The sequence below is a fragment of the Lacticaseibacillus pantheris DSM 15945 = JCM 12539 = NBRC 106106 genome, from assembly GCF_001311175.1.
GTDB lineage: Bacteria > Bacillota > Bacilli > Lactobacillales > Lactobacillaceae > Lacticaseibacillus > Lacticaseibacillus pantheris.
Window position 1 is genome coordinate 1 of sequence record NZ_BBAI01000016.1, and the last position, 11,856, is coordinate 11,856.

General features: G+C 54.9%; 10 protein-coding genes and 3 pseudogenes. 12 read left to right on the forward strand and 1 reads right to left on the reverse strand.

What is annotated here, in order from left to right; all coding sequences use genetic code 11:
• Nucleotides 1-140: 140 nt before the first annotated feature.
• The 12 genes and pseudogenes from JCM12539_RS06535 (at nucleotide 141) to JCM12539_RS06585 (ending at nucleotide 11,387) form a co-directional block, all read left to right on the forward strand.
• Nucleotides 141-917 (forward strand): TatD family hydrolase, encoded by a 777-nt coding sequence (locus JCM12539_RS06535; RefSeq protein ID WP_054650172.1) that lies wholly within the window; start codon nucleotides 141-143, stop codon nucleotides 915-917.
• Nucleotides 917-1,489 (forward strand): ribonuclease M5, encoded by a 573-nt coding sequence (gene rnmV / locus JCM12539_RS06540; RefSeq protein WP_054650174.1) that lies wholly within the window; start codon nucleotides 917-919, stop codon nucleotides 1,487-1,489. The genes JCM12539_RS06535 and rnmV overlap by 1 nt, the downstream gene beginning before the upstream one ends.
• Nucleotides 1,482-2,369, forward strand: coding sequence for a 16S rRNA (adenine(1518)-N(6)/adenine(1519)-N(6))-dimethyltransferase RsmA (gene rsmA, locus JCM12539_RS06545; RefSeq protein WP_054650177.1), 888 nt, complete (start codon nucleotides 1,482-1,484; stop codon nucleotides 2,367-2,369). Before rnmV ends, rsmA begins: the two co-directional genes overlap by 8 nt.
• Nucleotides 2,370-2,499: 130 nt before the next feature.
• Entirely contained in the window at nucleotides 2,500-2,748 is a 249-nt protein-coding gene (locus JCM12539_RS06550) for a Veg family protein (protein WP_054650179.1), read from the forward strand.
• Between the two features lie 153 nt (nucleotides 2,749-2,901).
• Nucleotides 2,902-3,624 (forward strand): SDR family oxidoreductase, encoded by a 723-nt coding sequence (locus JCM12539_RS06555; RefSeq protein WP_054650181.1) that lies wholly within the window; start codon nucleotides 2,902-2,904, stop codon nucleotides 3,622-3,624.
• A gap of 560 nt (nucleotides 3,625-4,184) precedes the next feature.
• Nucleotides 4,185-5,040, forward strand: a pseudogene (ispE, locus tag JCM12539_RS06560) (4-(cytidine 5'-diphospho)-2-C-methyl-D-erythritol kinase).
• Nucleotides 5,041-5,213: 173 nt separating this feature from the next.
• Nucleotides 5,214-6,091, forward strand: a pseudogene (locus JCM12539_RS06565) (cation diffusion facilitator family transporter).
• 243 nt (nucleotides 6,092-6,334) lie between these two features.
• Nucleotides 6,335-7,183, forward strand: a complete 849-nt coding sequence (gene purR, locus JCM12539_RS06570; RefSeq protein ID WP_054650183.1) for a pur operon repressor — start codon at nucleotides 6,335-6,337, stop codon at nucleotides 7,181-7,183.
• The gene (locus JCM12539_RS06575) at nucleotides 7,183-8,226 is read left to right on the forward strand and encodes a VanZ family protein (RefSeq protein ID WP_156302108.1); all 1,044 of its coding nucleotides are present in this window, start codon (nucleotides 7,183-7,185) and stop codon (nucleotides 8,224-8,226) included. Before purR ends, JCM12539_RS06575 begins: the two co-directional genes overlap by 1 nt.
• Nucleotides 8,214-8,417 (forward strand): hypothetical protein, encoded by a 204-nt coding sequence (locus tag JCM12539_RS13170; protein ID WP_156302109.1) that lies wholly within the window; start codon nucleotides 8,214-8,216, stop codon nucleotides 8,415-8,417. The genes JCM12539_RS06575 and JCM12539_RS13170 overlap by 13 nt, the downstream gene beginning before the upstream one ends.
• 150 nt (nucleotides 8,418-8,567) lie before the next feature.
• Complete coding sequence (glmU, locus tag JCM12539_RS06580) at nucleotides 8,568-9,956, forward strand: bifunctional UDP-N-acetylglucosamine diphosphorylase/glucosamine-1-phosphate N-acetyltransferase GlmU (protein ID WP_054650185.1); 1,389 nt, start codon at nucleotides 8,568-8,570, stop codon at nucleotides 9,954-9,956.
• 445 nt (nucleotides 9,957-10,401) lie between these two features.
• Nucleotides 10,402-11,387, forward strand: a pseudogene (locus JCM12539_RS06585) (ribose-phosphate diphosphokinase).
• Between the two features lie 69 nt (nucleotides 11,388-11,456).
• Here JCM12539_RS06585 and mscL read toward each other — a convergent pair.
• Nucleotides 11,457-11,837 carry a large conductance mechanosensitive channel protein MscL gene (mscL, locus tag JCM12539_RS06590; protein ID WP_054650187.1) on the reverse strand — a complete coding sequence of 127 codons (381 nt, stop codon included), beginning with the start codon at nucleotides 11,835-11,837 and terminating at the stop codon, nucleotides 11,457-11,459.
• Nucleotides 11,838-11,856 lie beyond the last annotated feature (19 nt).

The window sequence follows — 11,856 nt, forward strand, 5'->3', positions numbered from 1 at the left end:
AGCACCCCACGTAAGCCGTAGTTCACCGGCCCGACCAACGCTGCCGCAACCACTATCCTACCGTAGGAACACGGTATCCGTTAGTGGGGCAAATGCTGTACAATGAAAATTGTAGATGTTGCGGAAAGGAACGGAGTGACATGCAGATTTTTGATTCACATACACACCTTAACGACGCCGCGTACGCTGGGCACGTTGACGATTTCGTCGCCTCCGCCCAGGAGCTGGACGTGACCGAGATGGCGATTGTGGGCTCCGACACCGACCTCAACGCCGGAGCCGTGCAACTTGCTGCCCGTTATCCTGGCCTGTACGCGATTGTCGGGTGGCATCCAGAATCCGCCAAGGACTACACCGACGACGCGGAACACGCGTTGCGAGCACAACTGGCACTGCCACAGACCGTGGCCATCGGTGAAATCGGGTTGGACTACCATTGGGACACCTCGCCCCGGGACGTCCAGCGCCGCGTCTTTGCCCGTCAGCTGGCCATCGCCGACGAACTCCAGCTGCCCGTGTCCATTCATAGTCGCGATGCGTTTATGGACACGTATAGTATCCTGAACCAAAGTCGCGTGCGCACATTCGGCGGCATCATGCATAGCTTTACCGGTGATGGGACTTGGGCTCGTCGCTTCTTAGAGCTGGGCATGTACGTGTCCTTTTCTGGTATCGCTAGCTTCAAGAATGCTGCGCCTGAGCACGACGCGGTACGCATCGTGCCCGATGACCGGTTGTTGGTCGAGACGGATGCGCCGTACCTGACGCCCGAGCCCTACCGCGGTCGGACCAACCAACCCGGGTATACGCGGTACGTGGTGGAGGCCATTGCGCGGTTGCGGGGGACCACACCCGAGCATATTGCGGCCGTTACCCGACGCAACGCCCACCGCGTCTTTGGTTTGGAGAATGATTGATGGTAGAACATATTAAACAAATTATTGTGGTTGAGGGTCGCGACGACACCAAGCGCCTGCGTGAGGCGTTCGGGGATGTTGACACCATTGAGACCCACGGGAGTGCGATCAACGACGCCACGCTGGCGCGGATTAAACACGCTCAGGAGACGCGTGGCGTAATCGTGTTGACCGACCCCGACTTTCAGGGACAACGAATCCGCAAAAAGATTATGGCGGCCGTACCGGATGCCCAACACGCATTCCTGCCGCGTAATCAGGCCGTACCCGAGCGCAGTGGTGGTTCATTGGGTGTGGAGCACGCCCATGCAGATGACCTGCAGGAGGTTTTGGGGCACCTGTTTACCATGAGTCCGGCCGCCCCAGAAGTTATCACCCGCGAGGATCTTTGGACAGCCGGACTTTTGAATGGCCCGGATGCTAAACGCCGCCGCGAGTTGCTGGGTGATGAGCTGAACATCGGTTACGCTAACGGTAAACAACTGGTGCGTCGCCTGCGCGCCTTTGCCATCTCAACTGAAGAATTTGCTGCGGCGCTACGTCGCGTTAACGAAAGGATCAACAATGACTGATATTCCCCGCATCGCCACGCCAGCCCGCACCCACGCGATTATGGAGCGCTTTGGTTTTCACACCAAGAAACATTTAGGCCAGAATTTTCTGACTAACCTAGACGTACTGAGCGGCATTGTTGCTGCGGCCGGAGTCGACGAACACAGCGACGTGATCGAAATTGGGCCCGGGATTGGCTCCCTGACGCAGTACCTCGCCGAAGCGGCACACCAGGTGTTGGCGCTGGAAATTGACGAGGCGCTACTGCCAGTGTTAGACGAAACCATGGCCCCTTATCCGAACGTCACCGTCGAGAATCAGGATGTTTTGACCGCCAACCTGCGGGCACTGATTGAACAACATTTTGATGGTCAGCACAGTGTCAAAGTGGTGGCTAACTTGCCGTACTACATCACGACGCCGATATTAATGCACCTGATGCAGATCGACATCGATTTTGAGTCGATCACCGTGATGATGCAGGGCGAGGTGGCCGACCGGTTGACTGCGCAGCCGGGGAGCAAGGATTACAGTAGCTTGTCGATTGCAATTCAGAACCAGATGACCGTACAGGTGGCGTTCACGGTGAACCGCCGTTCCTTTGTGCCCGCGCCAAACGTGGATTCAGCCATCATCGTTCTGCAAAGGCGGGCCGAACCACTTGCCGATGTGGACGACCAGGCCGGGTTCAACCGGTTGGTGCGCGGCAGCTTTGCCTCGCGGCGCAAAACGCTGTGGAACAATCTCCAGCAGCTGTACGGCAAAGACGCGGATACCAAGGCGGCGATGACGGCGGCGCTGGCAGACAGCGACATTGCACCCGGTTTGCGGGCGGAGCGGCTGTCGATTACCGACTTTGCACGGCTGTTCAACAGTTTACAGAAACAGCACGTCGCATAATCAGAAAAAAATACAGACCAATTTTGTAATAAAACGACAGAATGCAGTCATACCGGGGACTCCCGGGCCCTTGCCACACTTGCAATTGGGGCTTATTTGTGCTATCATTCATAACCGAAGGGGTGAGCACATGCCAATAACACTTGCTAGTATCAAGAACAAACTTGACTCTAAAATCGGTGAACAGATCACCGTGGTTGCCCAGGCAGGGCGGAAGAAAGTCACCCGGCGCAACGGCATTTTGCGCGAAACTTTCCCAGCCATTTTCGTGGTGGAACTCAATCAGGAAGAAAATGACTTTGAACGGGTTTCGTACAGCTACGCGGACCTGTTGACGAAGTCAATCGAAATTTCGTTTGACGACGTTGCGACGGCATAAGCCGTAACTGCAACCGAGTCAGCAAACTCAATGATTTTACGTCACGGCAAAGGGCCGGTATCAACGTCATGTTGGTACCGGCCCTTCGTGCACACCATGATATTTAGGGTAAGATAAATAGTGGTACTGACTGTGGAATTGCTTAGGAAGGAAATGACATTGAATAATACTTTGACCGAGCGACGGGTGTTAGTGATTGGTGGCACGTCGGGTTTTGGCCGCGCGGTGGCCGGCCAAGCGCTTGAAGATGGTGCAGACGTGACCATTATTGGCCATACGCGCAGCCACCTAGACGAAACTTTGTCCCTTTTAGCTGGTGCTCACGGCGCGCTACTCGACGCGACGGACACGGCACAATTGTCTGATTGGCTGGCGACGGCGCGTGATTTTGACCACGTTGTTTCTACACTCGGCGGTGCTATGGGCGGAGGCTTTTTGGATCATACTGAACAGGAAGAGGTTGACGCGATTAGCGGAAAGTTCACGGTGGGGATGCGCGTTGCCCGTGCCGTCTTGCCCCACCTAGGGAATGGTGGGAGCCTAACGTTGACTGCAGGAGCTGGTGGCCGGCCATATAATGCTTCCGGTGCGGTTGTGGGCAACCAGGCCTTGATGACATTGGTGCAGGGCCTTGCAATTGAGGTGTCGCCGCACAAACGGGTAAACGCCGTGGCTCCGTATTGGACACCCACGGGTTTGTGGCGCGGGCTGTCGCAGGCAGAGCTTGACGTCCAGATCGCAGCGCAGGCCCGGCAGATTCCGCTAGGGCGGGTTGCTTTGCCGGAGGAGGTGGCCGACGCATACTTATTCTTGATGCGTAACCGGTTTGTGACGGGGCAAACGATTTTCGTGGACGGTGGCGTATCGGCGCTGTAAACGGTTGCGGCTGCTAGTGGCTGGTCGTACTGGCGCTCAACCTCCGCCACCACGCCAGTACGACCAACGGTAGACTGTCACCGTTAAATTCAAGGGCGCATCATAATCCAAAGCTACGATGGCAGAACGCATCTAGACGACGCTATACTGCTTGTTTGAGAGAATGGTGAAACATGTAGCAGTCAGTAATTCAACTGCAATGCACGGGTCAAATAACTAGAGACCACGAACTATCGGGAACCCGCGAGTGGACTTTGGGACGGAGGTGTCGTACCCGTAGACGTGGTTGGCACTGTAGCGGGAGGACGCGTTGGGCGACCGGTGGGCGGACCGGTCTGCCCAACGCGGCCGTCAACCAGTACCGTAGCAATCACAGCGCAGGGCACGTGAGCCGCAGCCGCAGTCCCAAAGTCCACCCGCGGGTTCGTACCCACCTACTTAAACGGGTTACGCTCCAGTTTCTGCCCGTGGGGCTCCACCCTCTCTCGCATTTTCCCCGCAACTTGCGTATACTAATGCTAACAAGTACAACAACGAACATGTAAAGACTGGTGAGGGCTATGGAGATCACCCAAAAAGCACCGGCCAAAATCAATCTCAGTCTCGACGCGCTTTACCGACACGGCGATGGCGAACATGAGTGGCGTATGGTCATGACCAGCGTCGACCTCGCGGACTACGTGTCCATCCGCCCTAGCGCCCGTAAAATTTCCGTGCGTACCGACAGCGGCTTTGTTCCTGAGGACGCCCGCAACCTGGCCTTCCAGGCCGCGCGGATTCTACGCCAAGAGGCTGGCATTAATGCCGGCGCATCAATCTACATTGAAAAACATATTCCCGTCGCGGCGGGCCTCGGCGGTGGCTCCGCGGACGCCGCAGCGGTTTTGCGCGGCCTCAACGAACTCTGGGGGCTCAACTATAGCCGTGAACGCCTCGCTGCCATCGGCCTACGCGTCGACTCCGATGTGCCGTACTGCGTCTATTCCCAAACTGCCTTAGTGACCGGTCGGGGCGAACGCGTCCAGCCACTGGGCACGCTACCGAATTTTTGGGTGGTACTGGTGAAGCCCGCCATCTCCGTTACCACCGCTAGAATTCTGAGCATGGTCGATTATCAAGACACGCTGCCCCGTCCCGATACGAATCGCGTTCTGTCTGGCATTGAGCAGTGCAACTTTGACCTGATGATTTCAGGTATGGGGAACGCCCTTGAAGCGGTGACGGCCGCGCGTTTCCCCGTCATTGAGGAGTTGCAACAACGACTAATTAAGTATGGTGCCAGCGTCGCCCAGATGAGCGGTACCGGGCCGACCGTCTTCGGCTTATGTCCGACCCGCTCGCGCTGAACGCGTCTACAACAGTATGCGTGGCTTCTGCAAGGAGGTGTATTTAGTGCGGCCATTAAACATGGGTTAGCACGCCCACAGTCGCTGGCAATTGTGGGCCAGCAAGAATATTGATGTTACTGAAGAATGTAAGCCGCCTTCTGGGGACGCGTTAATTTGAATGATGCAGGGGTGGGCAGTCACCAGCGTATCATTGAGATATACACCCTCCGAGGGCGCCTTGCCAAAGGGGTTGAGGAGAAGATGTCCAAAGAATCTTCACGTCCAGAGACTACCGCAAAACATTTTGCTTTAGGGACGGTATTGAATACAGGCTACACCATCATTGAATTAGTATTAGGGGCGATGGTTGGGTCGGTCGCGCTGGTCGCTGATGCGTTGCATAACCTGAGTGATGTTGTCGGGCTGTTGCTAGCGTGGGTGGCCGAACTGCTGACTCGACGCCACCCGACTTTGCGCCGGACTTATGGCCTCAAAGGCACAACGATTATGGCGGCCTTAATCAACGCGGTCATGCTCGTTGTCGCATGGTACTGATTGTGGTCGAAGCCGTGAGCAAGTTGCAGCACCCGGCTCCCGTTGCGGGCTGGTCAGTCGTATTGATTGCCGGAGCCGGCGTGGTGGTTAACGGGGCCACCGCGCTAATGTTTGGCCGCGGTCACAAAGACCTGAACGTGCGGGGGGCCTTCCTGCACATGGCAGCCGATGCCGGGGTGTCGGTGGCCGTCGTGGTCGCCGGAATCGTCATGATGGTCACCGGCTGGCGCTGGGTGGACCCCGTCGCGTCACTGATCGTTGCGGGGGCGGTTTTGGGCCTCACTTGGGGCCTGCTCCGGGACGCTACGAATATGGCGTTGGCCGCCGTACCACGCAGTGTTAACGCCGAACGCGTTGAAGAGGTGATTGCGCGCTGTCCGAGTGTTGTTAGTTACCATGACTTGCACATATGGGCAATCAGCACGTCGGATACCGCGTTGACCGTGCACGTCCGCCGGAATACCCACGAACATAACGATGCTTTTCTGGACGAGCTTGCGGCCAGTATCCGCGAGCAGTGCGGTATTACCCACATCACCATTCAGGTAGAGTATGGTAATAATGATGGTGACAATGCTTACTAGTTAATCCAAAGTGATGGTGGTAATCAACACCAGGCAAACGCGGCGTTAGGGGTCGGCATTCCGGCCACTAACGCCGCGTTGCTGTCCGGCAATCTGCTGTGGGGGACGAAAAGTACCGTTTTTGGTAAACAAATGCGAACAATTACGATTAAATACGCTAACTCACTGGTTTAAAGACGGATATTCAGTTATAATCGAATGATAAAATACGTAAAACATTTAGAATCTAAGGAGTGAACAAGCATGAAAACCCGTCGTAGTGATCGACTGATTGATATGACCCGCTACCTGTTGGAGCGGCCCCACACCCTGGTGCCGTTGACCTTCTTTTCGCGGCGTTACGAGTCGGCTAAGTCATCTATTAGTGAGGACCTGGCCATTATTCGGCGAACGTTTAAGCAGCGTCAGACCGGTATTCTCGAGACTGTACCCGGAGCCGCTGGTGGCGTCCGTTACGTGCCCATGATTGGGCTGGACGAGGCCAACGAATTTATCGACGAGATGGCAGGTCGGCTGGCTGATAGTCAGCGACTGTTACCGGGGGGCTACGTGTACCTGAGCGATTTGCTGGGTACGCCAGACGTACTGCGCCAGATTGGCCGGTTGATTGCAACACAATACCTCGACTCGCGGGTTGATGCGGTCATGACGGTGGCCACTAAGGGGATTCCAATTGCCCAAAGCGTGAGCCAATACTTAAACGTACCGTTTGTCATCGTACGGCGGGACTCCAAAGTTACAGAGGGGTCGACGGTTTCGGTGAACTACGTTTCGGGCTCGTCCGACCGCGTGCAGAAGATGGAATTGAGCAAGCGCTCCTTACGCGCTGGCGAGGGTGTCCTAATTGTGGATGACTTCATGAAGGGCGGCGGTACCGTCAACGGTATGAAGAGCCTGATTGAGGAGTTTGATGCGGAAACAGTGGGCGTATCCGTCTTTGCAGAAGGCACGTTTAATGGCGACCACATGGTTGATGATTACACGTCGCTACTGAAGGTGGATACCGCTGACGCCAAAGATAAAAATATTCATGCGGCCGCCGGTAATTATCTGCAACGTAACGACGACCTGCTCAAGGAGTTGGGTGAGTAATGGCGTCATATTTAGGGCCGATTAAAACGGCCGTCTTCATCTTTCCCTTTCTAGCGGCGTTGCTGAGCTTGCCATTCGCAGTTTTGCAGTATCGGCGGTACGGCAGCGTTTTGTGGAGCCGCACAATCGTGCTGTTCTCGTTCGTGTTCTACATGCTGTGTGCCTATTTCCTGATCATTTTGCCACTGCCGTCCATTCATGCGGTGGCGGCGCTACAAACGCCACGGTATAACATTGTCCCGTTCACCTTTGTGCGTGAATTTGTGAAGTATTCGGGCTTTGAGTTAGGTAATTATCACACGTGGATCCAAACGCTCAAGCAGCCGTCATTCCTGCAGCCAGCGTTTAACCTGATGCTGACCGTACCATTTGGGTTCTACATGCGGTATTACTTCCGGCGTCCATGGTGGCAGGCGGTCCTGTTGACGTTTGGATTGAGCTTATTCTACGAACTCACGCAGCTGTCGGGCCTGTACTTTATCTATCCGCGGCCGTACCGGCTGTTTGATGTTGACGACCTGTTGATTAACACGACGGGGGGCCTCATCGGGTTCTGGCTCACGCCGCTGATTGCGGTGGCGTTCCCGAGTCGGGCAAAGATGGACGAGCGCAGTTACGCGCGTGCCGACCGAGTGGGCCCGTTACGCCGGCTGGTTGCTTGGGTGATTGATTACGTGATCATTGCCGGGCTGTTCGGTGTGTTGATTAGCATCGTTTTGCAACTGACTGTTTTCAAGTCACTGGCCGATAACTGGTTCATCACGAGCCTATTGCCAATGGTGTGTGTGCTGTACCTGGTGCCACTTGGGTTACACGGACAGACGTGGGGCAAGAAGCTGCTGCGGATACGCATCGTCGCGGTGGACGGCCAACCACTGACTTGGTGGCGGTTGGCGTTGCGGCAAGGACTCCTGTACGTGGTTACGCTACCGTTGTTTGGGGTATGGTTCGACGAATTGAACAACGTATTGGTTCATATCGGGGCCCGCACGCAACTTAACTTGCTGGCCCTCGGGCTGCTGAGCGCTTCGTGCTGTTCGTAGTCTGGAACTTCTTCTGGCAAATAGTCCGGCGGCGAGAGCGCCTATTCTACGAGGCGTGGTCGGGCACGGAGCAGGTGGCGATTCGCCCTGATGCAAAGGTGGAGGGGACACCTAAACCGTCTAACACGGAACCGACCGGTCAAACCGTTGACAAGTTGGACAATCCGGATGATAAGCAAACAGCCAAATAGTCATGACGTTAGGGTTCGCCTATGGGTGGACCCTATTTTTTTGAATTTAGTTCCCGGGTCGGCGTGGGCCTATACCAATCCCGACAAAATTCGTATGTATATGCTATTATTACAGGTGCACAAGAACATTAATAAACGGGAGCGAGTTCAATGACATCAAAATTCACAATCATTTTGGCCGCGGGTAAGGGCACGCGGATGAAGAGCAAGTTACACAAGGTTTTGCACCAAATCGCTGGTAAGTCGATGGTAGACCACGTCCTCACGCAGGTGGAGCAATTGCACCCCGAAGCAGTAGTGACGGTGGTTGGTCATGACGCTGATGCTGTGAAGGCGGAGTTGGGTGACCGTACGCAGTTTGCGGAACAGAAGGAACAGTTGGGGACTGGTCACGCGGTGATGCAGGCTGAGGGCATTCTCGGTGGTCGCCGGGGTGTGACGATGATTGTGAGTGGCGATACACCTTTACTGACCGCGGACACGTTCAACAAACTGTTTGCGTACCACGCTGACAAAGGGGCTAAGGCGACGATTCTAACGGCGGCGGCACCCGATCCGACTGGCTATGGCCGCATTATCCGTGGGGAATTGGGCACGGTTCAGAAGATTGTGGAACAAAAAGATGCCAGTCCAGAAGAGGCGCAGATTAACGAAATCAATACTGGCGTCTTCTGCTTTGATAACGAGGCTTTGTTCTCGGCTTTGCACGAAGTTACCAACGACAACGCTCAGGGGGAGTACTACCTGACTGACGTGATTGAGATTTTGAAGAACCGCGGGGACGTGGTGGCAGCCTACAAGATGCCTAACTTCGATGAAAGTATGGGTGTGAATGACCGCGTGGCCCTATCGGCGGCGGCGCGCGTGATGCGCAACCGTATCAATGAGCAGCACATGCGCGATGGCGTGACGTTGATTGACCCGGAGCGGACGTACATTGACGCGGACGTCAAAATTGGCAGCGACACGGTGATTGAGCCGGGCGTGTACCTAAAGGGCAAGACGGTCATCGGTTCCGATTGCCACGTGGGGACCGGTTCGACGATTACGGACAGCACGATTGAGGATGGGGTTACCATCACGAGCTCGACGATTGAGGACAGCATCATGCGTACGGGCAGTGACATTGGTCCAAACAGCCACCTACGGCCGCAAAGCGATATTGGTGAGGGCGCCCACATTGGTAACTTCTGTGAAGTGAAGAAGGCGACGATTGGTGCGGGCACTAAGGTAGGGCACTTGACTTACGTTGGGGATGCTACTTTGGGTAAGAACATCAACGTTGGTTGTGGTGTGGTCTTCGTGAATTATGATGGCGTGAAGAAGTGGCACACGAACGTGGGCGATGAGGCGTTTATTGGGAGCAATTCCAACATTGTGGCACCGGTAGAGGTAGCGGACCACAGTTTCATTGCGGCGGGATCAACGATTACGGACGACGTGCCATTCCACGGGATGGCGATTGCGCGCGCACGGCAGACGACAAAGAAGGACTATTGGGACCGGTTGCCGCTGGCGGAGTCGGAGGAATGGAAGTAGAGAGAGCGCAGCAGGCCGTTTCAGAGGGTGGAGCAAGGCGGTTAGAAAGCAGAGTATAAGTAGTTACGGACGGGAAGCCCGCACTTGGCTTCCTGTTCGTAACTGCTTATACGTCGCTTTCTGCCTTGCGCAACCCGTTTCCATACCTGATACTAACGCGGGAGCGTAGTAGCATTACCGGGCAGTGCAGCGCAGGCCCGGTTTTGGCCTTTTGGTTAGCGTTGCTTATGCGGCGTCTTCTGGCTCACGCAGTGCAGCGTCCGCCCGCCCTCCCCCCCACACCCATTAGTTCCCACAATCACGCATCACCACCTGGTGGTGTCGTTCCAAGGAACTTTCAGAAATAATTTCATGAGAGCAAGCCGTAGCGACTTGCTTTTTATGATTAATCGTCTAGACTTAATAGGTAAGTAGAATCCGAACAAATACACATATGGAGGCCACCATGTCTGCGCATTACGCTGACCCGAAACTTAAGATTTTTGCCCTGAACTCAAACAAGCCACTGGCGGAAAAAAAATTGCCGCTGAAGTGGGTGTTGAGCTGGGAAAGTCGTCTGTGAACCGTTTTTCTGATGGTGAAATTCAGATTAACATCGAGGAAAGTATCCGTGGGGATGACATCTACTTGATTCAATCCACCTCGGCACCAGTGAACGACAACCTGATGGAGCTACTCATCATGATTGACGCTCTGCGCCGGGCATCGGCACACACGATTAACGTGGTGATGCCGTACTACGGATATGCACGCCAGGACCGTAAGGCGCGTAGTCGTGAACCAATTACCGCCAAGTTGGTGGCCAACATGCTAGAGCGTGCTGGTGCCGACCGGGCGCTGTTACTAGACCTACACGCGGCCCAGATTCAGGGATTCTTTGATATTCCCGTGGACCACCTGATGGGTGCACCGTTGCTGGCGGATTACTTCCTCAGCAACCACTTTGTTGGTGAGGATACCGTGGTTGTCTCGCCTGACCATGGTGGGGTGACGCGTGCCCGTAAGTTGGCCGAGTTCCTCAAGTCACCAATTGCTATCATCGATAAGCGGCGGCCACGTCCGAACGTTGCCGAGGTGATGAACATCGTGGGTAACGTCAAGGACAAGCACTGTATCATTATTGATGACATGATTGACACCGCCGGGACCATTACGTTGGCCTCCGCGGCTTTGAAAGAAGCTGGTGCCAAGTCCGTGCTGGTTTCGGCCACGCACGCCGTGTTCTCAGGTCCAGCCGTTGAACGGTTGAAGAACTCACCCATCGAACAGGTGGTTGTGACGGACTCAATCCAGCAGCCGGAAGACAAGAAGTTTGACAAGCTGGTGACCGTGTCGGTGGGCCCGCTAATCGGCCGCGCCATTAAGCACATTCACGAGAACCGTCCGGTATCACCTTTATTCCAGAACCGGTTCCGCCGGGATGCTGAGTAAAGCTATTATAATCAAAAAAGTCGCACTCCAGATTGGAATGCGGCTTTTTGATTACGCCCGGTGGTAGTGCTATTGGTTGCTTTGCTTCTGCGCCTGCAACAGGTCGCGGATCTCCTTCAGGTATGTTTCCTCCGGGGATGGGGCGGCCGGAGCGGGTTCAGCCCGATGAGTCACACGGTTAATAATTTTGACCAGTATAAATACGACGAAGGCCATAATGATGAAGTTGATGACGTCGCTAATGAACGTACCCACGGTAAACTTGGCGCTCAATAGCGTGAAGTAAATACTATCCAAGTTAGACTTGCCCATGAACAGTGATAATAATGGACTAATCAGGTTGGTGGTGAGTGACTTAACCAAGCTGGTAAAAGCACCACCAATAATGACACCAACTGCCAGGTCAATCATGTTACCCCGGCTGATAAAATCGCGAAATTCTTTCAGCATAACTTTGCCTCCTCGTATA